General features: G+C 65.8%; 19 protein-coding genes. 5 read left to right on the plus strand and 14 right to left on the minus strand.

Annotated features, from left to right (window positions below; translation table 11 throughout):
• Window positions 1–65: 65 nt before the first annotated feature.
• Genes LSQ66_RS06100 through LSQ66_RS06110 form a run of 3 tightly spaced genes read right to left on the minus strand, consistent with a single transcriptional unit; the run spans window position 66 to window position 2700 of the window.
• Window positions 66–995: a LysR family transcriptional regulator gene (locus LSQ66_RS06100; RefSeq protein ID WP_231768902.1), complete on the minus strand. Its 930-nt coding sequence runs from the start codon at window positions 993–995 to the stop codon at window positions 66–68.
• Window positions 996–1030: 35 nt separating this feature from the next.
• Window positions 1031–2284, minus strand: coding sequence for an MFS transporter (locus LSQ66_RS06105; protein ID WP_231768903.1), 1254 nt, complete (start codon window positions 2282–2284; stop codon window positions 1031–1033).
• Window positions 2281–2700, minus strand: a complete 420-nt coding sequence (locus LSQ66_RS06110; RefSeq protein ID WP_231768904.1) for a MarR family winged helix-turn-helix transcriptional regulator — start codon at window positions 2698–2700, stop codon at window positions 2281–2283. The genes LSQ66_RS06105 and LSQ66_RS06110 overlap by 4 nt, the downstream gene beginning before the upstream one ends.
• A gap of 99 nt (window positions 2701–2799) precedes the next feature.
• On the opposite strand from LSQ66_RS06110, the gene LSQ66_RS06115 reads away from it, so the two are divergent.
• Window positions 2800–3336: a YcbK family protein gene (locus tag LSQ66_RS06115; protein WP_231768905.1), complete on the plus strand. Its 537-nt coding sequence runs from the start codon at window positions 2800–2802 to the stop codon at window positions 3334–3336.
• Here the strand turns inward: LSQ66_RS06115 and LSQ66_RS06120 are convergent, their stop codons facing one another.
• From LSQ66_RS06120 to LSQ66_RS06130, 3 genes are all read right to left on the minus strand, one after another.
• Window positions 3337–4002, minus strand: coding sequence for a M23 family metallopeptidase (locus LSQ66_RS06120; protein WP_231768906.1), 666 nt, complete (start codon window positions 4000–4002; stop codon window positions 3337–3339).
• Between the two features lie 34 nt (window positions 4003–4036).
• Window positions 4037–4936 carry a L,D-transpeptidase family protein gene (locus tag LSQ66_RS06125; protein ID WP_231768907.1) on the minus strand — a complete coding sequence of 300 codons (900 nt, stop codon included), beginning with the start codon at window positions 4934–4936 and terminating at the stop codon, window positions 4037–4039.
• A 125-nt stretch (window positions 4937–5061) separates the two neighbouring features.
• A complete protein-coding gene (locus LSQ66_RS06130; protein WP_231768908.1) occupies window positions 5062–6579 on the minus strand; it encodes a DEAD/DEAH box helicase in 1518 nt (505 codons plus the stop codon).
• Between the two features lie 315 nt (window positions 6580–6894).
• Here LSQ66_RS06130 and LSQ66_RS06135 point away from each other — a divergent pair, with 315 nt between their 5' ends.
• Entirely contained in the window at window positions 6895–8163 is a 1269-nt protein-coding gene (locus tag LSQ66_RS06135; protein ID WP_231768909.1) for an NHLP bacteriocin system secretion protein, read from the plus strand.
• Here LSQ66_RS06135 and LSQ66_RS06140 read toward each other — a convergent pair.
• The 7 genes from LSQ66_RS06140 to LSQ66_RS06170 form a co-directional block, all read right to left on the minus strand.
• Window positions 8160–9662: a TolC family protein gene (locus LSQ66_RS06140; RefSeq protein WP_231768910.1), complete on the minus strand. Its 1503-nt coding sequence runs from the start codon at window positions 9660–9662 to the stop codon at window positions 8160–8162. The two genes, LSQ66_RS06135 and LSQ66_RS06140, sit on opposite strands and share 4 nt — an antisense overlap.
• A 1-nt stretch (window position 9663) precedes the next feature.
• Window positions 9664–10194 (minus strand): cyclic nucleotide-binding domain-containing protein, encoded by a 531-nt coding sequence (locus LSQ66_RS06145; protein ID WP_231768911.1) that lies wholly within the window; start codon window positions 10192–10194, stop codon window positions 9664–9666.
• Window positions 10187–13048, minus strand: coding sequence for an NHLP bacteriocin export ABC transporter permease/ATPase subunit (locus LSQ66_RS06150; RefSeq protein WP_231768912.1), 2862 nt, complete (start codon window positions 13046–13048; stop codon window positions 10187–10189). Before LSQ66_RS06150 ends, LSQ66_RS06145 begins: the two co-directional genes overlap by 8 nt.
• Window positions 13045–15219, minus strand: a complete 2175-nt coding sequence (locus tag LSQ66_RS06155) for an NHLP family bacteriocin export ABC transporter peptidase/permease/ATPase subunit (protein ID WP_231768913.1) — start codon at window positions 15217–15219, stop codon at window positions 13045–13047. Before LSQ66_RS06155 ends, LSQ66_RS06150 begins: the two co-directional genes overlap by 4 nt.
• Window positions 15219–16466, minus strand: a complete 1248-nt coding sequence (locus LSQ66_RS06160; RefSeq protein WP_231768914.1) for an NHLP bacteriocin system secretion protein — start codon at window positions 16464–16466, stop codon at window positions 15219–15221. Before LSQ66_RS06160 ends, LSQ66_RS06155 begins: the two co-directional genes overlap by 1 nt.
• A gap of 144 nt (window positions 16467–16610) precedes the next feature.
• Window positions 16611–17402 carry an enoyl-ACP reductase FabI gene (gene fabI, locus LSQ66_RS06165; RefSeq protein ID WP_231768915.1) on the minus strand — a complete coding sequence of 264 codons (792 nt, stop codon included), beginning with the start codon at window positions 17400–17402 and terminating at the stop codon, window positions 16611–16613.
• A gap of 155 nt (window positions 17403–17557) precedes the next feature.
• Complete coding sequence (locus LSQ66_RS06170; RefSeq protein WP_231768916.1) at window positions 17558–18874, minus strand: transglycosylase SLT domain-containing protein; 1317 nt, start codon at window positions 18872–18874, stop codon at window positions 17558–17560.
• 229 nt (window positions 18875–19103) lie between these two features.
• Here LSQ66_RS06170 and LSQ66_RS06175 point away from each other — a divergent pair, with 229 nt between their 5' ends.
• Window positions 19104–19664, plus strand: a complete 561-nt coding sequence (locus tag LSQ66_RS06175; RefSeq protein WP_231768917.1) for a DUF1415 domain-containing protein — start codon at window positions 19104–19106, stop codon at window positions 19662–19664.
• Window positions 19664–19858 carry a DUF1289 domain-containing protein gene (locus tag LSQ66_RS06180; protein WP_231768918.1) on the plus strand — a complete coding sequence of 65 codons (195 nt, stop codon included), beginning with the start codon at window positions 19664–19666 and terminating at the stop codon, window positions 19856–19858. Before LSQ66_RS06175 ends, LSQ66_RS06180 begins: the two co-directional genes overlap by 1 nt.
• Before the next feature lie 69 nt (window positions 19859–19927).
• Here the strand turns inward: LSQ66_RS06180 and LSQ66_RS06185 are convergent, their stop codons facing one another.
• Entirely contained in the window at window positions 19928–20434 is a 507-nt protein-coding gene (locus LSQ66_RS06185; protein ID WP_231768919.1) for a DUF1993 domain-containing protein, read from the minus strand.
• 175 nt (window positions 20435–20609) lie between these two features.
• Here LSQ66_RS06185 and LSQ66_RS06190 point away from each other — a divergent pair, with 175 nt between their 5' ends.
• Entirely contained in the window at window positions 20610–23720 is a 3111-nt protein-coding gene (locus LSQ66_RS06190; protein ID WP_231768920.1) for an EAL domain-containing protein, read from the plus strand.
• Window positions 23721–23732 lie beyond the last annotated feature (12 nt).

Raw genomic sequence — 23732 nt, forward strand, 5'->3', positions numbered from 1 at the left:
GCGGTGTTTGGATGGCGCGAATCATAGTCCCGAGGCCTGTGCGGCGGCCAATGCCGTGTGCGCATCTAACTATGCAAATTTTGCATAACCAGGAAATCCCAGAGTTTCGCGACCACCGGCTTGCCCGGCCGCTGCGCGGAAGGCCGCTCCCGGTAGAGGCGGATTTCCATTTCGATGGTCCACTGGTCGTTGCCGTTGTCGGCGCGCGCCAGCAGCTTCGATTTCACCTCGCGCGTTACGGCCGATTCGGGCAGGAAGGCGATGCCGCGGCCTTCAAGCGCCATCATCTTCAGGCCTTCGGCCATGTCGGTCTCGTAGTGGGTTTCCAGGTGCAGGGAGGGTTTGGCGTCGTGCAGGATGAGGTCCACCATGCGCGCGAGATAGGCGCTGTGCGTATAGGAGAGGAAGGGCAGGGGCGCGTTCTTCCGTCCCGGCAGCACGAATTCGGGCTCGCGCGACTTGTCGCAGCGGGCGTAGGCGCGCAATGCCTCATGGCCCATCACCAGCATGTCGTAGCGGCCCGGATCGAGCTGCACGGGCTGGCGCGGATGGTGGTAGCAGAGCAGCAGGTCGCAGCCGCCTTCCACCAGCTGCAGCACGGCGTCGTGCACATTGAGCGCCATCAGGCGGCTGTTGATGGGAGCGAACTGCTGTTCGAGGGCCGTGAGCCACTTCGGCACGAAGGTGAGCGAGAGCGTATGCGGCACCGCGAGGTCGATGCTGGTCTGGGCGGCGGCGCGCCTGTTGCGCAGCAGTTCGCGCACGCCGTTGATCTGGCCCAGCATCTCCAGGGCCTGTTCGTAGAACACCAGACCCGCCGGGGTGATGCGGGTGGGGTAGGAGGTGCGGTCCACGAGATCCGTGCCCAGCCAGTTTTCCAGCGACTGGATGCGGCGCGAGAAGGCTGGCTGGGTCACATGCCGCAGCTGCGCGGAGCGGCTGAAATTGTTCGTTTCAACGAGGGAGATGAAGTCTTCCAGCCACTTGGTTTCCATACCGGGTGCGTTCCGCGCAGTCGAGATACGGCATTTTACCCGGCCTGGATGCGCCGCATGGGCGTGAACAGCCAGGCCAGGGCTGCGAACAGCACCAGGACTGCGCCGCTGCCTGCAAACAGGCCCGCCAGCGTCGTGTGCTGGAGAATCCAGCCCGTGGCAGCGGCCGACAGCGGGGCCAGACCCATGAAGATGAACATGAACAGGCTCATGGCGCGGCCCAGCATTTGCGGCGGTACGCGGGTCTGGATCCACGTGAACACGGCAATCTGCATGAAGCCGCCCACCAGACCCATGGCCAGCAGCAGGAGCACACCCTGCCAGGTGGTCTCGATCATCCCCAGCGGAATCAGCACGAGGCCCACGAAGGCGTCGCCCAGCAGGAGCATGGCGCCGAAAGGCAGCGTGAGTTTGCGGCCCATGGCGGATGCTGCCATGCCGAACAGCGTACCTGCTCCGTGCGCACCAAGCAGGATGCCGAAGGCTGTGGCGCTGTGCAGCGTGTCCTTGGCCAGCACGGGAAGCGCCACCTGGGTCGCACCGCCGATGAAGAAGGCGACCAGTCCCCAGTACAGGAAACAGGTGCGCAGGGCTGTGTCGCCCCACACCATGGCGATGCCTTCGCCGACGGCGCGCAGCACGTCCTTCTCCTCCCCGCGCGGCGGGGCAGGCAGGGGGTGTACGTTCGACAGCGTCCATGCGGAGACGATGAAACTGAGGCAGTCCACGGCGAAGGCCAGGCCGAGGGCGCGCATGTCCTGTACGCTGTCTCCGCCGCCCGCCAGCGCGATCATCAGCGCCGCCAGCAGCGGGCCGGCCAGGACGGTGAGCTGGCGCATGCCCATCATCATGCTGTTCGATGCCTGCAGCAGCTCCGGCGGCAGGGCGCGCGGCGCCATGGAGGTGGCGGAGGGAATCGCGAAAGCCTGCGACAGGCCGATGGCAAAGGCGAACGGATACACCAGCGGCAGCGTGGCCAGGCCGCTGAAGGTGAGCGCGGCCAGAAGGCCGAGCAGCACGGCGCTGGCGTACTTGCTCAGCATCAGGACGCTCATCGGCGAGTAGCGGTCCACGAGGGCGCCGCCGATCAGGATGAAGATAGCGCGGGGAATGCTCATCAGCGCGATAACGAGGCCCAGCGAGAGCGGATCGCCCGTCAGTTTCAATACCAGCCAGGGCAGGGCGATGAGGGTGAACTGGTCGCCCAGCATGGAAAGCAGGCCGCCGCGCATCAGCCAGCGGAAGTTGGGATTGGCGCGCAGGGCCGCCTTGCCGTCCGGCGCGCTCATACCAGGCTCCCCAGAATGGCCGACATGGCTTCCAGCTGCTCGGGCGGCGCGTTGCGCAGCAGCTCCCTGCATACTTCCTGGGCCACGGGAATGGCGTTGTCCAGCATGTCGTGGCCCGCAGGCGTGAGCACCGCATAGCCGACGCGGGCATCGCGCTCGTCCGAGCGGCGCGCCACCACGCCGATCTTCTCCAGCGGCAGCAGGGAGCGGGTGACGCCGGAGGCGGTCAGGCCCTGGCGGTCGGCCAGGTCCACACGGCGCAGACGGCCGCCGGGGGCGCGCGACAGATGGTGCAGCAGCATGAAGTCGCTGAAACTGAGGCCGAACAGCCCGCCCAGGGCAGCATCCAGCCGGCGCACCACGGCGGCCTGGGCCCGCGCCAGCCGCAGGCAGAATTCGAGTGCTTGATCTTCCATTGATTACTCCGTGATAAATGCTTGAGTGCGCAAGTATATGGTAATTTCTTTCCGCGCGCCATAGAAACAAGGATTTTTCTGCCCAGGTATGATTCACCCATGAACCAACGCAGATCTTTCCTCAAAAGTTCGGTGGCGCTGGCTTCTGCCTTGAGCATGCCAGCCCTGGCGCGGGCCTCCGTGGCGGCTCCGCACGAGCGCAGCCTGCGCTTCTACAACACCCACACCGGCGAAACCTTGCGCACCATGTTCTGGGCCGAAGGGCAGTTCATTCCCGAGGCGCTGCAGGACATCAACCGCCTGCTGCGCGACCACCGCAGCAACACGGTGGCGCCCATCGATCCAGAGCTGCTGGTGCTGCTCAACAAGGTGAGCGCCCAATTCGGCAGCAATAATGTGATCCACGTGATCTCGGGCTACCGTTCGCCGGAAACCAACGCAAAGCTGGCCGAGGCCAGCGGCGGGGTGGCGAAGCACAGCCTGCACCTGGAGGGCAAGGCCATCGATGTGCGCATTCCCGGCCATGACCTGAACGACCTGCGCAAGGCGGCCCTGGCGCAGCACCGGGGCGGCGTGGGCTATTATCCCGATTCGAAGTTCGTGCACATGGACACAGGCCGCGTGCGGCACTGGTGACTACTGTGCGGTGAGCAGGGGATAGGGATTCACGGGGGCGCCTTCCCACCAGTTCTTCTTCGCGTCCAGTTCGAAGACGGCGAAGTGCAGGTGCGGCGTAGCCGGATCGGCATTGCCTGTGGTGCCCACGTAGCCGATCATCTCGCCGCGCCTGATGGGCTGCCCTTCCTTCAGGTTGGGCGCGTAGCGGTCCAGATGGGCATAGTAGTAGGAATATTTTTCCGCCACGTCGAACTGGTAGACGGTGAGCCCGCCCGGCTTGCTGTTGAAGAGTTTGACGATCTTCCCATCCGCCACCGCGAACACTGGCGTTCCCTTCGGCGCCAGGATATCCAGCGCCTCATGCTTGCGCTCCGTGCCGCGCGACTGGTTATACGTGTCCGTCAGCTCCTTCGCGCTCACTCCTGCCACGGGCATCAGCAGCGGCTGGGTGGCGACCTTGACCTCGGCGGGAACGCTGGTGGCCTCCGGCGATACGGGGGCGGGCGGCTGCACTTCAGGCAGCGCGCTGGCGGGCAGCGGCACCTGCTGCGCGGGCGGCGGCGAGGCCGCGACCGGCGCGGCCGCCGGCGTGGTGGCGGCCGGCAGGCGATCCACCGGCACGCTGCGTCCGAGATATAGAACCGCCGCCACGACGCCGATCACGACGCCGAGCATTAAAGTCATCAGCCATTTCATGGCAATCCTCCCGATTGAAGGTCTACTCCTGCAGTATGGCGGGGAAACCGGGTTTGACCTGGTCCGCCACCAGCGCCGCATCCCAGTTCGTCAGCCGGATGCAACCATGCGATTGCGTCTTGCCGATCGACCCCGGCTCCGGCGTGCCGTGAATGCCGTAGTGGTCCTTGGACAGGTCGATCCAGACCACGCCGACGGGATTGTTCGGCCCCGGCGGGATCCTGGCCTTGCCCTCGCCGGGCTGCGCGTCCCAGAACAGCTTGGGGTTGTAATTGAAATCCGGATTGCGGCCAACGCCGTTGATCTTCCATTCGCCCACGGGCAGGGGATCGTGCTCGCTGCCCGTGCTGGCCGGGAACTGGGCGATGGTCTTGCCGCCTGCATCGAGCAGCATGAGCACGTGGTCGGAGCGGTCCACCACCAGCTTCGCGGCGGGCAGCAGCGGAGCGGAGGCGGCCACATTGGGCACCATGAGCTGCTCGCCCGCGCGCGAAAAGTCCTTGCCGGGATTGAGCTTCTTCAGCAGCGCGGGGCTGGCGTGGAAGCGTTCGCCGAGGGCTTCTTCGACGCTGGAGTAGGTGAGGGCGCTCAGTTTGGCCTTGTCCGCCATGGACTCGGGAATGGGCTGGTAGGGGCCTGCCACGTCGGCGTCCGTCACCGTGTAGCTGCTCAGGAGGGGCTGGCCGTCGTCCAGCGCATCGAGCGTGGCCTGGTCCACCTTGCCGGTCGCGGGCAGGCCGCGGGCGCGCTGGAAGCCGAGCAGCGCCTGTTTCATGTTGCCGCCGTACCTGCCGTCGATCTGGCCGGGCGAGAAATGGGCGCGGTCCAGCAGGACCTGGGCCTTGAGGTCGGGCGGCAGGCCGCCATTCTGCGCCTGGGCGAAGGCGCTCGCGAAGAGGAGTGTCAGGAAGGCTTTTTTCATGGCACCAGTGTGCCGCCGCAGGGCAGGGTGTTCTGTACGGTAGCGCACTTCGTGCGGGCCATGAAAAAAGGCCGCCGGGGTAAGCCGGCGGCCTTTCAGGACGTTTCAGTCAGATGAAGCAGCGATCAGCGGTCGCCCCATGGACGGCGCGGTGCATCGCCGGTGCGGGGGGCGCTGCCCTTGTAGCCGCCACCTTCGCGGCGGAAACCACCTTCGCTGCGATAGCCGCCTTCCTTGCGGAAGCCGCCCTCGGAACGGAAGCCGCCTTCGCTGCGGTAGCCGCCTTCACGCTGGCCTTCGGTGCGGAAAGGAGCGCCTTCGCTGCGATAGTGGGCGCCGCCTTCGCGCGGTGCGCCCGGCTTGCCGAAGGAGCGCTGGCCCGGCTTGCGGCCGTCGCCCGGCTTCCAGCCCGGACGGGCGGCGGAGCGCGGAGGCGCGCTGCGCTTCGGCTCGAAGCCTTCCACCACATTGACCGGAATGGTCTGCTTGGTGAAGCGTTCGATGCGGCGCACGTGCATGCCTTCGGAGTGGTTCACCAGCGAGATCGCCAGGCCGTTGCGGCCTGCACGGCCGGTACGGCCGATGCGGTGCACGTAGTCCTCTGGGAACTTCGGCAGGTCGTAGTTGAACACGTGGGTGATGTTCGGCACGTCGATGCCGCGCGCGGCCACGTCGGTGGCGACCAGCACTTTCACGTTACCGCGGCGCAGGCCGTCCAGCGTGCGGTTGCGGGCGCCCTGATGCATGTCGCCATGCAGCGCGGCGGCCGAGAAACCGGCGATGTTCAGGCGGTCGGCAATGGTGTCCGCGTCGCGCTTGGTGGCGGTGAACACCACGGCCTGGTCCAGCGTTTCGTCGCGCAGCAGGTGGTCCAGCAGGCGGTTCTTGTGCGACAGGTCGTCCACGAAGTGCACGCGCTGCTGAATGTTCTCGTGCTTGGCGGTGGTGCTGGCGATCTGGATGGTCAGCGGGTCCTTGGTGATGCGGCGGGCCATATTGCCCACCACGCCGTCCAGGGTGGCCGAGAACAGCATGGTCTGGCGCGACTCCGGCGTGGCGGCCACGATCTTCTCGATATCGTCGATGAAGCCCATGTCCAGCATGCGGTCCGCTTCGTCCAGCACCAGGATCTGGAGCTGCGAGAAGTCGATCTTGCCCGATTCCATATGGTCGATCAGGCGGCCCGGCGTCGCCACCAGGATTTCAGGATTGCGCGACAGCAGCTGCATCTGCTTCGGATAAGGCATGCCGCCCAGGATGGACACGGCCTTCATGCGGCGCAGGTTGACAGCGTACTTGTCGGTGTTGGTGGTGACCTGCAAAGCCAGTTCGCGGGTCGGGGTCAGCACCAGCATCTTGGGCTGGGCTGGACGGAAACGTGGACGCTCGCCGCGCGCTTGCGCAGCCTGGCGTTCCTGGTTCGGCGTGCGGCCGCCGGAAGGCTCCTGGTCGGCGAGGCGGTGCAGGGACGGCAGCATGAAGGCCGCGGTCTTGCCGGAACCGGTTTGCGAGGACACCAGCAGGTCCTTGCCCTGAATGGCGGCCGGAACGGCCTGCTCCTGCACGGGCGTGGGCTTGGTGTAGCCGGCGTCGGTCAGCGCTTTCAGGATGGACGGGTGGAGGCCTAGTGCTTCAAAACTCATTCGAATCTTTCGTAAAAATCATGCAAATAAACGCAGACAACGTCAACCAAACGAAACGGCTCTAGACACTGAGAATAGAAATTTCGGCACAAAAGCTTTGCGCCGGGACGGTGTCCTGTAACGACACCTGAGGCGGGGGGGCTTTTTATAAGCGCCATCCACTGGGGATGCGCGAAGGCTAGCGAAGCTGCTTGTCTGTGTAAGTGACTGCTTGTTGCAGCGCACAAGCGACACTATACCGCATTTCGGGCATTCCTGCACAAATAAAGAACGCAACCGTATTCAGGGGCATGTTGTGCAGGGCATAATTATGTGATGAAAGAGGAAACTACCACCGGCCGCCTGCCCAACGCGCTGCGCAGCTTCGACCAGCACGTGGCGCGCGTGAGCTGGCGCGCCTGGGCCAACCTGCTTGGCCTGGGCATCGTAATCGGCGTCGTGATCGTGTGGAGCGTGTTTGGCGACATTCCCACCCGGGTTGCGGGCAGCTGCATCATCATGAATCCGCGCGGGGTGAGCGACGTGACGGCGGATATGGAAGGCCGGGTAACGTCCATGCTGGTGCAGCCGGGCGACGTGATCGCGGCGGGGCAGGAGCTGGCCGTGGTGGCCACGCCGGAACTGTTCGACCGTATCCAGCAGGCGCGCAACCGGCTGGCCGACCTGGAAGCCTCGGCGCGCCTGACGCACGGCGAGCTGCAGCGCAGCGGCCGATTGAGCTCGGAGAGCCTCGCCGAGCAGCGCAGCGCGCTGTCCCTGCGCGCGGAGGCCGACCGCAAGCGCATCCGCCTGCTGGAACAGCAGATGGAGCTGGACCAGCGCCTGCGCAGCGAGGGGCTGATCACCAAGCGCGCCGCCGCCCAGACGCCCCTCGACCTGGAAGAGGCGCGCGCCGTGCTGGCCGACACCGAACGCCAGCTGGCCGCCGTGGACAAGCGCGCCGCCGATTTCGCCCGCAGCAGCGGTGGCAGCCTGGCGCGCATCGACCAGCAGAAGGCCGAGGCGCAGCGCGAGCTGGCGGCGCTTGAAGCGCAGGGCCAGTCGGTGACGCGGCTGCGCAGCGCGGTGGCGGGCCGTGTGGTGGAAGTGAAGACAGCCCTCAATGGCGCCGTGAAGCGCGACACGCCTGTGCTCAGCGTGGAAGCGCTGGATGGCGGCGACCAGCTGGAAGCAGTGATGTTCGTGTCCGCGGCCGACGGCAAGAAGATTTCGGCCCAGGACAAGGTGGAGCTGCTGCCCACGCACGCGCGGCGCGAGGAGCATGGCGTGCTGCGCGCTCAGGTGCTCTCCACCTCCGCCTATCCGGCCACGCCGCAAGGCCTGCTGAATACGATCACCAATCCGGAGCTGATGCGCGAGCTGGCGCACGGCACGGCGAGCTACGAGGTGCGCATCGGCCTGGAGCGCAATGCCGCTGCCGGGGCGGCGGCGCGCAATCCCTATCTCTGGTCTGCGGTTGCCGGCAGCGGCGTGCCGGTTACGAGCGGAGCGTTGTGCCGGGGCGAGATTCTCGTGCACCACGAGCGGCCCATTTCGCTCGTGCTGCCGATCTTCCGCAGCACCGTGAGCGGCAACAAGACTTAAGGGAGCAGCTCGTCCAGCGCGACACTCAGCGTTCCATCCGGGCCTGTGCGCAGAAGGCGGCCGGTTTCGTAAAGGATCTGGGCCCGCGCCGTGGCGTAGCCCTGCTGGAACTGCAGGCGGGCGAGCAGCGCGTTGTTCAGGCGGTCCTCCACATTCAGCACATCGATCAGCGTGGCGCTGCCAAGCTGGCGGCGGGTGCTCGTGTCCTGAAGGGCGGCGCGGTAGCGGGCGATGGTGAGCTCGGATGCCCGCAGCTGGGCGGCGTAGGCGTTATAGGCCTGGTAGGCAGATTCCATGCTTGCCGTGACCGACTGCTCCAGCGTGACGCGGCGCAGGCGGGCGCTGTCCGCATTGGCTGCCGCAACCTGGAGGGCGCCGCTGTTGGCGGAGTTCTGCACCGGCCATTGCAGCGAAAGCTTGGCTGCAATGCCCGGACCGCTGTGGCGGGAGGTGGGGTCGAAGGCTGCTGCCGCCGTGCGGGCGCCTTCGCGCAGGCCCGCGTAGTAGGCGGAGACATCGAGGTCCAGGGCCGGCTTGTCGCTGTTGCGGGCGGCCTTCAGGCGGGTGTCCATGGCTTCCTCGCGCAGGCGCAGCGCCGCAACATCGGCACGGCGCTGGAGGGCCTGCGCGCCCAGTGCCGCCATGCTGTCGCTGCCCGCATGTTCGGGCAGGCGCTGGGCCGGCGGCGCAAGAGCCGCCGTTTCGCCCGCGTCCATGCCGTAGAGGCGGGCGAGGGCGAAGCGTCCGTCGCGGGCGCGCTGTTCGGCGCCGATGCGGGCCGCTTCGCGCTCGGTCACCGCCGCGGTCAGCAGGTTCAGGTCCGCGGGCGGCAGTTCGTCCGCCTCCACCAGCTTTTCCGTTTCGCGCCGCAGCTGGCGGGTACGCGTCTCGGCCGCCGCCGCCACATCGGCGGCGGACTGCCGCGCAGCCCAGTCCCAGTAAGCCTGCACCACGGCCAGTACCGTGCGCGCCACGGCCTGCTCGGTTTCACGCGCGGCAGCGGCGGCATCCAGCGTTGCGGCATTGCGTGCGGCGGCTGCGTCCTTGCCGGGATTCTTCTGCAGCGGAACGCGCAGCGTGAAAGTCAGGCGGTCGCTGGTCTGGCGCGGAATGTTCTGGGCGCCCTGCACGTTGTCGTCCGCGCGCGTGACCGCATAGAGCCCGCTCAGCTGCAGGCCGTTGGCGAACTGGCGCGAGGCGCCCAGCGAAGTGGTGGAGCCGTCGATCAGCTGGTCCGGACCCGCGCTCAGGTAGCGGGCCCGCTCATCGGCACGCAGGGGACGTTCGTCACGCGTGCCGCCCAGTGCGGCCGTCTGCACGAGGTCGAAGGGCGCATTGCTGCTGCGCGCCACGCCTTCGGCAGCCTGCTGGGTGGAGCGCTGAAGGCTGATATCCGGGCTGCGCGCCAGGGCCAGGGCCACGGCGTCGCGCAGGAGCAGGTCCTGCGCCCACAGCGCGGGCGATGCGGCCAGCAGGAGGGTGAAGAGGCTGCGCTGCATGTCAGCTGGCCAGGCGCTTGAGCATGCGGTCGAAGCGCGCGCCTGCGAGGTGGATCTTGTCCACCAGTTCCTCGTTGATCTCGCTCATCTGCGGTGCGTCCGGGTCTGGCGCGCCGCCGCCGTAGCCGAAACGGCGGGTGGTGTGGCGGATGCGGTCGGACATGAAGACCGAGAGGGCGCGGTAGAAGCGGGCGGCGAAGGGCGCGTCCTGCGCCAGCTTTTCGCGCAGCACGGCGTGCGGCAGGCGCAAGGCCACAGCGCCTTCGCCGGCGCGCACGATGGCCGTGGTGCGGGCAGGATCGACCAGCGACATTTCGCCAATGATCTCTCCGCTGCCCAGCTCCACGATCACGTCGCCCTTGCCCGTGAGGACGGCGAAGCTGCCATCGATCACGAAGTAGACGCTGTCCACGCGGCTGTCGTAGGGAATAAGCTCGGTGCCCGCCGGGTAGGCGCGGCGCTCGCCGTGGCTGGCGATCCAGTCCACGTCCTCGTCCCGCAGTTCGCTGAGAATGAATAGAACCTTACGCATCTTGCTGCTCCTGCTCGCCGTGCCGATGTTGCGACTGTTCGCTCGCCATGGCGTGGAACAACCCCCGCCTGGCCATCAGTTCGGCATAGTTTCCATGTTCGGCCACACGGCCGTTTTCGAGTACCAGAATCCTGTCCGCCCCCGCCAGCGTGGACAGGCGGTGCGCGATCACGACCCGGGTGACGCGCAGGCGCGAGAGATTGGCCATGACGCGCGCTTGCGACGGGCCGTCCAGCATGCTGGTCGCCTCGTCCATGAACAGCACCGCTGGTTTGCGAACGAGTGCGCGTGCGATGAGGATGCGCTGGCGCTGGCCCGCTGAAAGTGTGCTGGGGCCGTCGCCGATCACGGTGTACATGCCCATCGGCAGGGCGCGGATGTCCTCCGCCACCGCCGCGCCTTCGGCAGCCGCCCAGGCCTGTTCCAGCGTGGCGCCGCTGTCGCCCACGATGTTGCTGAGGATATCGCCTGCCAGCAGCCGCGTATCCTGCAGCACCACGCCGAACTGGCGGCGCAGGGCGCGCAGCTGGAGTTCGGCCAGTTCCTTGTCGTCATAGAGGATCGAGCCGCCGCCAGGCTTCTCGAAACCGAGCATGAGGCGCATCAGGGTGGACTTGCCCGAGCCCGAGGCGCCCACAATGGCGACGAAGTCGCCGGGCCGCGCGCTGAAGCTCACTTCATGCAGCACCGGGGGACCCTTGAAATAGGCGAAGCTCAGGTGGTTCACCTCGATCTGGCCGCTGAGCGGTCCGGGACGCGTCTTGCCCTGTTCCGGTTCCGGTACGGTATCGAGGATGGGCCGCGCCTTCACGTAGGCGCCCGACACCGCCACAATGTCGATCAGCGTTTCGCACAGCACCAGCACGCCGTGGAAGACGCCGCCGAAGGCGGCGAAGAAACCAACGAATTCGCCCGCCGACAGATGGTCGCGGCTGCCCGTCATCATGAGCCCCGCCACGGCGAACAGCAGCAGCACCGCGAAATGGTCCAGGGCCCGGAAGAAAACGCGTTCCGCCACGCGCAGCGATCCCTGTCCCACATTTGGCACTTCACCCAGAGCGTGCTCGCGGCTCCATTGCGAGAACGCGCGGCTTTCCGCGCCAGCGGCGCGCAGCTTGCCCACACCCTGGATCAGCTGCAGCACCAGGGTAGAGAGCTTGCGCGGCGGATCTGGCGCTTCGATGGCGATGCGTACCGAACGGCGGCGGAACCATGTGACCGCTGCCGCCGCCAGCGCAACGAGGCCGAGCGCCAGCAGAGAGAGCGTGACGCTGAACCAGAAGAGCACCAGGAAGTTCAGCGCCGAGAAGGCGCCCGCGAAGATATTGGCGACCGTGCGCGCCGAAAGGATGCGGATGATCTTCTGGCAGGCGCGCACCCGCGATTCCAGGTTGGCCACCGAATAGCGCCGGTGGAAGCTGGCGGGCATGCGCAGCAGGCGGTCCCACACGGCGGCCTGGATGGCCATGTCCATCTTGTCCTGGATGCGCAGCACCATGAGCGAGCGCACCAGCGAGAACAGGGCGATGGTGCTCGTTACGCAGAGCAGGGCAAGGCCCATCTGCAGCAGAAGGCGCGGCTGGGCGGAAGGGATGATGGTGTCCATCACCCGCGCACTGGCCAGCGGGACCACCAGCCCGAGGGCGCCCACCACACCCGCCAGCGCCACAACTGCCGCCATTTCCTTGCCATAGCCGCGCAAGCCGAAGCGCAGCAGATCGATCTCCGTCAGCGGCTTCGCGGGCAGCGGACGGTAGAAAACATGGGCATAGGGCTTGATGCCCGCTGCGGTGGCGGATGTGACCTCGAAGCGTGCGCCGCTCGCCTCCACTGCCACGTAGCCGCGCTTCCAGCGCTGCGGGATGAGCGCGAGCGGCTGGTCGCCGTCCGCCGTGAAGGCGAGCAGCGGGCCGCTGTCGGACTGCCACCAGCGGGCGCCAAGCAGCACCTGGCGGGTGCGCAGGCCATTCAGTTCAGCCAGTTCGGCAGCCGTATCGGCATTGCTGCGGCCAGCGCGGGCGTTCTTCTTGAATTCCACGCCGAGCGCAGCGCCAAGATGAGCTGCGACGGCCAGCAGGGGAGGCGGAACGCTGGTGAGGGGCTCGATCCAGTCGGCGTCCCCTTCCACCAAACCTGCGAGGTCGCCGATGCCCCGGTCGAGGTCCTGCTGCTCGCGTTCGCGCGCATTGCCAAGGCGCTGTTCTTCCAGCGCCTGCTCCTGGAGCGAGCGGTCCCATGCCGAATGGAAGGAAAGCTGCCAGAGCTTCTCAAGGCAGGCGAGGCGCACCTCCGGTTCCGCCTCGCCGAAGCGGAACACCTGCAAGGTGACATCGTCATGTACGCGGAAGACGACCTCCCGCGGTGCGGCAAGCAGCGCACCGGGACCGAGCAGCTGGCCATGTTCCAGGCCTTCGACCTGCAGCGCCCCTTCAATGATGCGCAACAGCACGAGGGCGCCGCTGGCAATGCGCTGGCCCGCCAAGGCGGTGCAGACCCCGCGTTCGATAGGCGCGTCCACCTGCTGGCCACCCGGCGGCACGGGCCAGCAGGCCGCGACGGCGGCGGCGCTGTTCAGCCATGCGTCCAACGCTACGTCGTCCAGCGCGATATCCGCCGTGCGCGCGTCGATGGAGGGGAAGGACACTGGCTGGTGAACCAGCGTGCCGATGGTGACGGACGCCAGCGCCGGAATCAGCGCCGGAGCAGCAATCTCGCCGAGCGGCAGCAGGCCGCGCGCCGTGCCTTGCGGCAGATGCAGGAAGAGACTCAGGCTGCCCGCCTGCAGCAGGCGTGGCGTTTCCAGCGGCGCGGCCAGGCGCGGCAGCGGATTGTGGCTCAGGGAGTCGCGCTTCATGCGTCCTCCAGCACGCTGCGGCAAATGCTGTCCGGCTGCGCGTAGAGCGTGTCGAACAGACCTTCTTCGGCGACGTGGCCTGCCTCCAGCACCATCACGCGGTCGCAGGAGCGCAGCACGAAGCGGCGGTGCGTCGCCAGCAGCACGGTGCAGCCGCGGCGGCGGCAGTTGTCCAGGATGCGCGCCTCGGATGCGGCATCGAGGGAGCTGGTGGCTTCGTCGAGCAGGAGAATGCGCGGGTTGAGCGTGAGGGCGCGCGCGATCTCCAGGCGCTGGCGCTGGCCGCCGGAGAGGTTGCGGCCGTTTTCGTCCATGCGCGTGTCGTAGCCTTGGGGCAGGCCCATGATGAAGTCGTGGATCAGGGCATCGCGCGCTGCGGCGACCATTTGCGCCTCATCGAGGCTGCGGTCCCACAGGGTGAGGTTCTCGCGGATGGTTCCTTCGAAGAACTGGATGTCCTGGTCCACATGGGCGACCGAGCTGGCGATGAGTTCACGCGGATGGTCTGCGCGCGCCACGCCGTCGAAACGGATTTCGCCAGCGTCAGGCGCGTACATGCCCGCGATCAGGCGCGCCAGCGAGGACTTGCCCGCGCCGGATGCGCCAACGATGCCAATGCGCTCGCCTGCCAGTACCTGCATGTCCAGCTGGTCGAAGAGTGGCTTGTCCTGCGGGCTGTAGGCGAAGCGCAGACCGTGCAGCGAAAGGGCGCCGGAGAGCTTCTGCGACAGGTCTGGCCGCGCGGGAACTGGATGTTCCGTGAGCGGGTCCGGCGCGGAGTTCAGCACGTCGTCCAGCCTTTGCAGGTCGCCGCGCAGGCGCTGCACCTTTTCCAGCACGTTGAACAGGTCCGACATCGGGCGCGCGAAATTGCTTACGAGGCCCTGGTAGGCGATGAGCATGCCGATGGTGAGGAAGCCGTCCATCACGCGGAAGCCGCCGATCACCAGGATCAGCGTGGTGTTGAACATCATGAGGAAGGCTGGCACCTGGCTGTACTGGGCGCTGCTCGTTTCCATGCGCTGGTTGGCGCTGACCACGAGCGCGTGCTGGGCCATGTATTTCGTGTAGAAGTGGCTGTCGTCGGCCGAGGCCTGCAGGGTTTCCAGCATGGCGATGCCGTTCGAAGCGTTGCCGCGCAGGCGGCCGTCCGCTATCGCGTAGCTCACCGACAGCTCCTGCGTGCGCCGCGCCGCGAAATGGAAGGCGCCCATGCTGATCGCAACCACCGCCACGCTGATGCTGGTGAGGAGCACGTCATAGGTGAGCATCACGGCCACGAAGAAGAAGGCGAGGCCGCCATTGATCAGGGCCCGCGCCAGGTCGCCCGACACCACCTTCGCCACGGATTCATTGAGGCTGAGGCGCGAGGCGATCTCGCCCGGCGCGCGCTGCGCGAAATAGAGCACCGGCAGGTGCAGGATATGCCAGAAATAGCGGCCTGTGGCCGACAGGGCCAGCTTGTACTGAAGGCGCAGCAGGTGCGAGCCCTGCAGCCAGGCGAGGCCCGCTTCGAGCAGGGTGCTGAGCAGAAGCCCGAGCAGGATGGGGAGGAACCAGCCCATCTGGCCGTCGATGAGGATGCGGTCCACGAAGAGGCGCGTGAAGACCGGTATCACCATACCCGGGATGACGAGGAAGAGGCCAGCCAGCGCCGCGAAAGCCAGGGCAGGGCGGTCGCTCGTGATGCGGGTCAGCATGGTCTTGAGCAGGCTGCCGGTGGCGCCGCCTGACTGGAATTCCGGCGTGCGGGCAAAGGTCAGCACCACGCCGGTGAAGGCGGCGGCGAAATCGGCCTGCGCCACGGTGCGCCTTCCGCTGGCAGGATCGTTCAGGTAGACCATGCCGTCGGCAAAGCCCTCCACCACCACGAAGTGGTTGAAGTTCCAGAACACCATGAACGGCGCCTTCAGTTTCGGCAGCTCGCTTGCTTCCGTACTCCAGGCGCCCGCTTCCAGGCCGAAGCTGCGGGCGGCGTGCAGCAGGTTGCTGACCTTTGCGCCGTCCCGGCCCACGCCGCAGCGCACGCGCAGCTGTTCCAGCGGCTCGTAGCGGCCGTGATAGGCGAGCACGATGCCCAGCGCGGCGGCGCCGCATTCCAGCGATTCCATCTGGAGCACGGTGGGCGTGCGCACCACGCCGGGTTTGAGCCGGGGCTTGAAGAAGGCCATCAGCTGATCCCCGCCAGTTTCTTCATGAAGGGCCACAGCAGCTCATAGGGATGCTGCTCGCGCACCACCACTTCGGCGCTGCACATGGAGCCGCTGTGCACGGGCGGCGGCAGGCGCGCGGCGCCGGACCATTGATAGAAACCGTCCGGCCTGCGCAGGAGCGTGGCCTGCACCTGTGTGCTCACGCCCGTGCCGGCAAGCTCCTGCACCACGTCCGGATTGCCGAGGCGCTGGATAATGGCGGCGCGGCTGGCCGGGAAGGCGGAGACCTCGCCGATATGGGCGCGGATAAAGCCGAACTCCTGGCGCTTCACGTTGGTGGGCGTGATTTCGGCCTGAAGGCCGGGCTGCAGCAGCTTGCCTTCCGCAGCGCTGACGAATACGAGGGCCTGCAGCGGCGCAGTTGCGCTGCCGCCCGCCCGTTCGATGGTGGCCACGGCGCCGCCGGCGGGAAGTGCCTGGCCATTGCGCGTTTTCACTTCGATGACGGTGCCGGGATAGGGCGCCCGCACCTGCATCAGTTCCCGTTCCTGCTTGCGCAGCATGGCCAGTTCGCGTTCCGCCTCCTCGACATGAAGGGCGAGCTGGCTCGATTCCATGGTGAGGCCGCGCTGCTCCTCCTGCGCCTGGAAACTGAGCTGGCGCATGCGGCTGTTCAGGGACGCTTCCTCGATGGCGAGCTTCTGCTGCGCGTCCTGCGCGGCCAGCATGCTCTGGCGCGTCGCCAGGCCTTGCGCGAACAGGGTTTCCTGTGCCGCCACACGCTGCTTCGCCAGCTGCTGGCGTTCGCCAAGGATGCGCAGGCGTTCCGCCAGCGTGGCATGTTCGCGGGCCGCGCCGCCCCGTCCCAGTGTGGCGCTGCGTTCGATGAGCGCGGCCGCCGTGTCGCGCCGCTGGCGCAGCTCCAGGATTCTCGCCTCGGCCTTCGCCAGCCGGGCTTCGAATTCCGGCTTCGTCATGGTGGCCAGCAGCTGGTCCGCCGATACGATATCCCCGCTGCGGATGGACAGGCCCTGCACGCGCCCGTCCACCAGTGTGCTGAGCTGGTCGATGCCTTCCGGGTTGAGGAGAATGCAGCGGCCCTTGATGCGCGTATCGATCACGCCCAGCCCGAACCACGCCGCTCCCAGTACGCCGAGCAGCAGGGCGCCCGCGAGGAACAAACGCTTGGGGGGATGGTTAACGGAGGGCAGGACATCGGCCCGGTCGGGCGATATCAGGCGCTCCAGCGAGGGATCGCGGTTCACTTCCAGGGCCTTGGGCTTATCTTTTTTCTGTAGGCAAGACTATAGCAATTTTTGCTCTGGCAGATGAACAAATGGAAATACTTTTCTTGGCCGAAACAACAAAAAAGCCCGGCGCGGCCGGGCTTTCGGTGAGGCGCTTGCGGCTTACTGGTAATCGCTCGCGTTCAGGCCCATCACGTGCGAGAAACCGCCGTCGACATAGATGATGTCGCCGGTGATGCCGGAGGACAGGTCCGACAGCAGGAAGGCGGCGGTATTGCCCACTTCCTCGATGGTGACGTTGCGGCGCAGCGGCGCGTGGCCGGCGGCGAAGCCGAGCAGCTTGCCGAAGTCCTTGATGCCGCTGGCGGCCAGGGTCTTGATCGGACCAGCGGAAATGCCGTTGGATCGGATACCCTTCTGGCCCAGGTTCTCGGCCAGGTAGCGCACGGAGGCTTCCAGCGAAGCTTTCGCCAGGCCCATGGTGTTGTAGTAGGGGATGGCGCGCACCGCACCCAGGTAGGACAGGGTAAGCAGCGAGGAGCCTTCGCGCAGCAGCGGCAGCGCGGCCTTGGCCATGGCCGGGAAGCTGTAGGCCGAAATGTCGTGGGCGATGCGGTAGTTTTCGCGGGTCAGGCCGTCCAGGAACTCGCCGGCGATGGCTTCGCGCGGCGCAAAGCCGATGGCGTGCACCAGGCCGTCCAGATGGTCCCACTCCTTGCCCAGGTCGCGGAACAGCGCTTCGATCTGCTCGTCGCTCGACACGTCGCAATCGAACACCAGCTTGCTGCCGAATTCGGCGGCGAACTCGGTGATGCGGTCCTTGAAGCGTTCGCCCACATAGGTGAAGGCCAGTTCGGCGCCTTCGCGCTGGCAGGCCTGGGCGATGCCGTAGGCGATGGAACGGTTGGACAGTAAGCCCGTGATCAGGATTTTTTTGCCTTGCAAGAAAGCCATGTTAACTCCAGTTGCCTGCTGCTGCCCCTGCCAGCGTTCCGCCAGCGACCATGCAGCTTGTTGTTGTAATAAATGTACGACTCAGCGCAAGACCGAAATGGTAGCTTGATGCCGCCGCAACTGCAAGCTCGGCAGGTTGCGGCGGATTCGGTCTATCAGTTGCTGCTGCGGCGGGATTTGGATTTGCCGGCGTCGGCGCGCGACACGCGGGCCTTGACCAGGGAGATCGGCGCCTTGGCCTTGCTGCTGCCGGCCTTGGCCTGTTTGTAGTTGCTGCGCTTCTCGCTGCGTTCCTCGACGGCGATGGTGGCGTTGTCGGCGATGTCGGCAGGAATATCGGCGGCGCTGGCCGAGATCTTGGGCACCAGGATGGTGGAACCGGCCTTCAGGATGCTGCGCTGGGGCAGGTTGTTGGCCTGGCGGATCACCTCCGGCGTGGTGCGGAACCGGGAAGCGAGGGAAGCGATGCTTTCCTTGGTGCTGCTGATCTTGTGCGTGGTCCAGCTGGACAGGGCGCGGCCCCACTGGGCCAGGTTCAGGTTGAACTTCTCCGCGTTCTCCTTCGGCAGCAGGATCTGGGTCTGCTCGCCGCCCGTGATGACGGGGCGCTTGAACTGCGGGTTCAGGGCCTTGAACTCGTCGATGGACAGCTCGGCCAGCTGGGCGGCCACGGCCAGGTCGATATCGCTGGTCTTGTCCACGGCGGTGAAGTAGGGCTGGTTCTGGATCTGCGGCAGGGACAGGCCGAACTGGCCCGGATTCGCCACGATATTCTTCACGGCCTGCAGCTTGGGCACGTAGTTGCGGGTCTCGGCGGGCATCAGCTCGGCGAGGCTCTCGAAATTGGTCGGCTTGCCAGCGGCCTGGTTGCGCTTGATGGCTTTCTGCACCGAGCCTTCGCCCCAGTTATAGGCGGCCAGGGCCAGCTGCCAGTCGCCGAACATGTCGTACAGGCGCTGCAGATAGGTCAGGGCGGCATCGGTCGAAGCCAGGATGGAACGGCGGTCGTCCTTGAAGGCGTTCTGCTTCAGGTTGAAATCGCGGCCGGTGCCGGGCATGAACTGCCACATGCCGCCCGCGTTGGCGCTGGACACGGCGGTGGGATTGAAGGCGGACTCGATGAAGGGCAGCAGGGCCAGCTCGGTCGGCATATTGCGCTTTTCCAGCTCGCTCACGATGTGATACAGGTACTGGGAGGCGCGCGCCGTGGTGCGGGCGATATAGTCGGGACGGTCGGCGTACCAGCTGATGTGCTTCTGCACCAGCGAATTGTTCAGGTCGGGGATGGCGTAGCCGGTGCGGATACGGTTCCAGACGTCGGTCTCACGGAAGGCTTCTTCGCCTGCTTTGGGGCTGGTGGTGACGGGGGCGGAAGCTGGAAGAGCGGATGTTTCCACTGCCTGGCTGATCGCCGGGGCCGCGCTGGCGATGAGGGCTGCCAGCAGGGTCAGGGTCTTGATCTGAGCTTGCATAGTACTCCATGGTGTCGTCGTGAAACGTCGGACGGACTATTAAAGGGGAAGTGTACGTAGGATCAGGCTGACACGTCAAGAAAAATGACGGCCGGGTTACAAAAAACTTTGACAATAATGCCGGAAGATCATCGTTTGATGCCTGCAAAATCGCCGATATTGGCGACAGATGGCATAGTGCTGAGAGTGTGCGTACAATGCCGGATTCAGTGATTTGGAAGGAAGCAGCATGAGCAATGACGATCTCGACCATGACGCCGTGAAGGCGGCGACCATCCAGTGGCTGGAGAAGGCGGTCATCGGGCTCAACCTGTGCCCCTTCGCCAAGGCCGTCCACATCAAGCAGCAGATCCGCTATGTGGTGTCGGACGCCACCACCCCCGAAGCCCTGCTGGAACAGCTCATGGACGAGCTCCAGCATCTGGCGGACAGCGACCCGGAAAAGATCGACACCACCCTGCTGATCCACCCCTGGGTGCTGAACGATTTCGAGGACTACAACGAGTTCCTGGACGTGGCCGACGCGGCCCTGGAAGACATGCAGCTGGACGGCGAGCTCCAGGTGGCCAGCTTCCATCCGCAGTACCAGTTCGCCGGCACGGCGCCGGACGACATTACGAACTACACCAACCGTTCGCCGTTCCCCATCCTGCACCTGCTGCGCGAAGCGAGCGTGGACCGGGCGGTGGAGGCCTTCCCCGAGGCCGAGCAGATCTTCGAAAAGAACATCGAAACGATGGAGAAGCTCGGCCACGAAGGCTGGGACAAGCTGGGGCTGCAAGGTAAATAATGGCCGACGACAAGCTTCCCGAGCGTCCCGACACGCCCTGCGTGGCCGTGTGCTCGACCACCTTCGACGAAATCTGCCGCGGCTGCGGACGCAGCTACATCGAAGTCGCCCACTGGGTCTCGATGACGCCCGAGCAGAAAGAAGTGGTGTGGCAGCGCATCCTCTCCCAAGGCTACCCCCGCCGCAACACCTGAAATTTCTTAAAGGGGACAGACCCCTTTAAGAAACTTTCCTAAAGGGGTCTGTCCCCTTTAAGAAATGTTTCAGTAGGTGCCGATGTAGTCCTTCTTGCCGATCTCGATGCCGTTGTGGCGCAGAATGGCGTAGGCGGTGGTGCAGTGGAAGTAGAAGTGGGGCAGGGCGTAGTGCAGCAGGTAGTCCTTGCCCACGAAGTGGCGGGTCTTGTCGCCGCTGCCGGTGGTGATGGCGCGGTCTTCGCTGCCTTCGATGTCGGACTTCGGCAGGCTGTCCAGCAGCGCCAGGGTCTTCACGACGCGCAGGCGCAGTTCCGGGAAGGTCTTCTCGCTGTCCTCATAGGACGGCACTTCCTGGCCCGCCAGGCGGGCACCCGCGCCTTTGGCGAAGTCGGCCGCGATCTGCACTTGGCGCACGAAGGGCAGCATGTCCGGGTAGAGGCGGAATTGGAGCAGGCTGTTCGGATCGAGCTTCTTTTCCTCGATATGGGCTTCGGCCTTGACCAGGATGGCCATGAGGCTGTTCAGCATCTGCTTGAAGACGGGCACCGAGGCGGTGTACATGGAAAACGACATTTCGAACCCTCCTGCTATGAAAAGACTGGTGATCATAGCAAGTTTGTCGCGCATCTGCCCGCGCCCCTCTGGGAAATGACTTTTGTGGGGCGTTTCCGTGCATAATTGCAGCAGAGATAATCCTTCGAGCGAGATATGCCCGATCTGAAACAGGCAGTGCCGTTGCCGTTTTTGCATGGCTGATTCTTTTTTCCGCACTCTGCGCGCCCGCCTCGCGGCGCTTTACGGCCTGTCGATCTACGGCGCTCTGCTGCTGGTGGTGTTCGGCGGGCTGGTGATTCCGGCCATCGTCGGCTCCTATCTGCTGATCGGCGTGCACGAGCAGCAGTCCGCGCGCACGGCCCTGAACGAGTCCCTCCAGCGCAATGCCGACATCCTTGCCCTCGGCATGCAGGAATCCCTCTGGAACATGAACGCCGAATCGGCCCAGTCGCTCGTGGAATCGGTGATGCGCGACCGCTCCGTGCTGCAGGTGCAGATCACGGGCCAGGCCGATACCCAGTTCATTCATATCGAAGCGCCCAAGCGGCCCATCGGCAATGTGTACCGCGCCGAGCGCGATGTGCTGGTGCGCGGCGAGCATATTGGGCGCGTCATGGTGGAGATGGACGACGCGCGCAGCCAGCAGGAGCTGCGCGAGAAGCAGCTGTCCTACGTCTTCGTGCTTGCCGCGCAGCTCACGGTGTCGCTGCTGCTGATCGTGCTGTTCCTGAACAAGCGCCTGATCCGCCCCCTGCGCAAGCTTAACCGCTTCTCCGACCGCCTTTCGCATGGCGATTTCGAAACCCGCATGGAGTTGCGCGGGCACGATGAATTGGGCCGCCTGGCCAGCCAGCTGGAGCAGATGCGCGTGGCGATCAAGCGCCTGTTCGAGGACGTGCGCCAGCGCGAGGAGCGCTTCCGCACCATCGTGACCCAGGTGCCGGGCGCCGTGTTCCGCTACCGGCCGGATGGCCCCATCGAATTCGTCAGCGATGCCATCGCGGATATCTCGGGCTATCCCGCCAAGGCCTTCATGCGCAGCACCACGCACTCCTGGGCCAATCTCGTTTGCCCGGAAGACCGGCGCAAGCACCGGCGCGACATCTCCGAAGCCATCCAGGCCGGACGCGCCTACGAGATCGAATACCGCATCGTGGATGCCACCGGCGTCGAACGCTGGCTGCAGGAGAACGGCCAGCCGCAGGTGGACGCGCAAGGTCCGCTGGTGGACGGCATCATCACCGACATCAGCGAGCGCAAGAACAACGAGATGCGCATCGAGGCCCTGCTGGCCGAGCAGAGCGCCATTCTGGACAACGTGATGTTCGGCGTGATGTTCGTGCGGCGCCGGACCATCGTTTCAGTCAACCGCCGCTGCGAGGAGCTGTTCGGCTATGCGCCGGGCGAAATGGTGGGCAATTCCACCTCCATCGTCTTCCCCAACATGTTCGACTTCGAGATGGCGGGCGCGCGCCAATATCCCACGCTCGGCAGCGGGGAATACTTCAGCGAGGAGCGCCACTACCGGCGCCGCGACGGTTCGCTGTTCTGGTGCATGGTGAGCGGCTGCGCCCTGGACCAGCACCGGCCGAACGAAGGCAGCATCTGGGTCTATGCCGATATCACGGCGCGCAAGGAGGCCGAGGAGAAGCTGCGCCTCTCCGCCACCGTGCTGCAGCACATCGCGGACGGCGTGATGGTGGTGGACGACCGGGGCATCATCGTCGCCGTCAATCCGGCCTTCACGCAGATAACGGGCTATACCGAGGCCGAGGCGCTGGGCAGGGACCGCTCGCTCACGCGCTCCGAGCGCCACGACAATGCCTTCCACGAAGCGCTGTGGGAGCAGCTGGTCACTACGGGCTATTGGCGCGGCGAGGTCTGGTCCCTGCGCAAGAGCGGCGAGCAGTATCTCGAATGGCTCACGATGACGGCCGTGCGCGACCAGTCGGGCATGACGACGCACTACGTGGGCGTTTTCAGCGACATCACGAAGGTCAAGGAATCGCAGGAGAAGCTGGACCACCTGGCCCACCACGACCCGCTCACGGCGCTGCCCAACCGCCTGCTGTTCCACGACCGCCTGCACCACGCCATCCAGCGTTCGTCGCGCGCGAACGAGCAGCTTGCGGTGCTCTTCATCGACCTTGACCGCTTCAAGAACGTGAACGACACGCTGGGCCACCATATCGGCGACGAGCTGCTGCAGCAGGTGGCCAGTGCGCTCTCCAGCAAGCTGCGCGACGGCGATACGCTGGCGCGCCTGGGCGGCGACGAATTCATCGTGCTGCTGGAAGACGTGGACGGCGAATACGGCGTGGGCCAGGTGGCGGAGAAGCTGGTGGCCATGTTCGAGCAGCCCTTCATGGTGGCGGGCCACGAGCTGTTCGTGACCTGCAGCGTGGGCGTGAGCCTGTTCCCGGCCGACGCCACCGACCTCAATATGCTGATCCGGAATGCGGACGTGGCCATGTACCAGGCCAAGGCGCGCGGCCGCAACGGCTACCGCTTCTATGCGCCCTCGATGACCGGCGAGGGCGTGGAGCGCCTGCGCCTCGAAACCTTCCTGCGCCGCTCCATCGAGAAGGAAGAGATCTTCCTGAACTATCAGCCGCAGGTGGAGATCGGCACGGGCCGCCTGATCGGCGTGGAGGCGCTGGTGCGCTGGAACCATCCCGAACTGGGGCTGGTGCCGCCGATCCGCTTCATTCCGCTGGCCGAAGACACGGGCTTCATCAATCAGCTGGGCAAATGGGTGCTGTCCGAAGCCTGCCGCCAGATGGTGCGCTGGAGCGAAGCAGGACTGGATGTGCCGAAGATGGCGGTGAACCTCTCGGCCAAGCAGTTCGACCGCGGCAGCATCGTGAGCATGGTGGCGGACATTCTGCGCGAAACCGGGCTGGCTCCGCACCGCCTGCAGCTCGAGGTCACCGAATCGGTCATCATGAATACTGGCGACGCGCTGGCCTTCATCAACGACCTGCACGCCATCGGCGTCAGCCTGGCCATCGACGATTTCGGCACCGGCTATTCCTCGCTGGCTTACCTGAAGCAGATGCCGGTGCAGACGCTGAAGATCGACCGCTCCTTCATCAAGGACATTTCGACGGACGTAAACGATGAAGCCATCGCCATCGCCATCATCCAGCTTGGCAAGAGCATGAACCTGTCGGTGATTGCGGAAGGCGTGGAAACGGACGAACAGGCGGCCTTCCTGCTGCGCCACGGCTGCAACCAGGCGCAGGGCTATTTCTACAGCCGTCCCGTGATGCCGGAAGACCTGCTGCAACGCTGGCTGCCGTAAGAGAGAACGAGA

The organism is Massilia endophytica, assembly GCF_021165955.1.
Taxonomy (GTDB): Bacteria; Pseudomonadota; Gammaproteobacteria; order Burkholderiales; family Burkholderiaceae_D; genus Rugamonas; species Rugamonas endophytica.

Excerpts from the sequence above, each read along its gene's own strand:
- LSQ66_RS06100 (WP_231768902.1), bottom strand. The coding sequence starts at position 995 with ATGGAAACCAAGTGGCTGGAAGACTTCATCTCCCTCGTTGAAACGAAC.
- LSQ66_RS06105 (WP_231768903.1), bottom strand. The coding sequence starts at position 2,284 with ATGAGCGCGCCGGACGGCAAGGCGGCCCTGCGCGCCAATCCCAACTTC.
- LSQ66_RS06110 (WP_231768904.1), bottom strand. The coding sequence starts at position 2,700 with ATGGAAGATCAAGCACTCGAATTCTGCCTGCGGCTGGCGCGGGCCCAG.
- LSQ66_RS06115 (WP_231768905.1), top strand. The coding sequence starts at position 2,800 with ATGAACCAACGCAGATCTTTCCTCAAAAGTTCGGTGGCGCTGGCTTCT.
- LSQ66_RS06120 (WP_231768906.1), bottom strand. The coding sequence starts at position 4,002 with ATGACTTTAATGCTCGGCGTCGTGATCGGCGTCGTGGCGGCGGTTCTA.
- LSQ66_RS06125 (WP_231768907.1), bottom strand. The coding sequence starts at position 4,936 with ATGAAAAAAGCCTTCCTGACACTCCTCTTCGCGAGCGCCTTCGCCCAG.
- LSQ66_RS06130 (WP_231768908.1), bottom strand. The coding sequence starts at position 6,579 with ATGAGTTTTGAAGCACTAGGCCTCCACCCGTCCATCCTGAAAGCGCTG.
- LSQ66_RS06135 (WP_231768909.1), top strand. The coding sequence starts at position 6,895 with ATGAAAGAGGAAACTACCACCGGCCGCCTGCCCAACGCGCTGCGCAGC.
- LSQ66_RS06140 (WP_231768910.1), bottom strand. The coding sequence starts at position 9,662 with ATGCAGCGCAGCCTCTTCACCCTCCTGCTGGCCGCATCGCCCGCGCTG.
- LSQ66_RS06145 (WP_231768911.1), bottom strand. The coding sequence starts at position 10,194 with ATGCGTAAGGTTCTATTCATTCTCAGCGAACTGCGGGACGAGGACGTG.
- LSQ66_RS06150 (WP_231768912.1), bottom strand. The coding sequence starts at position 13,048 with ATGAAGCGCGACTCCCTGAGCCACAATCCGCTGCCGCGCCTGGCCGCG.
- LSQ66_RS06155 (WP_231768913.1), bottom strand. The coding sequence starts at position 15,219 with ATGGCCTTCTTCAAGCCCCGGCTCAAACCCGGCGTGGTGCGCACGCCC.
- fabI (WP_231768915.1), bottom strand. The coding sequence starts at position 17,402 with ATGGCTTTCTTGCAAGGCAAAAAAATCCTGATCACGGGCTTACTGTCC.
- LSQ66_RS06170 (WP_231768916.1), bottom strand. The coding sequence starts at position 18,874 with ATGCAAGCTCAGATCAAGACCCTGACCCTGCTGGCAGCCCTCATCGCC.
- LSQ66_RS06175 (WP_231768917.1), top strand. The coding sequence starts at position 19,104 with ATGAGCAATGACGATCTCGACCATGACGCCGTGAAGGCGGCGACCATC.
- LSQ66_RS06180 (WP_231768918.1), top strand. The coding sequence starts at position 19,664 with ATGGCCGACGACAAGCTTCCCGAGCGTCCCGACACGCCCTGCGTGGCC.
- LSQ66_RS06185 (WP_231768919.1), bottom strand. The coding sequence starts at position 20,434 with ATGTCGTTTTCCATGTACACCGCCTCGGTGCCCGTCTTCAAGCAGATG.
- LSQ66_RS06190 (WP_231768920.1), top strand. The coding sequence starts at position 20,610 with ATGGCTGATTCTTTTTTCCGCACTCTGCGCGCCCGCCTCGCGGCGCTT.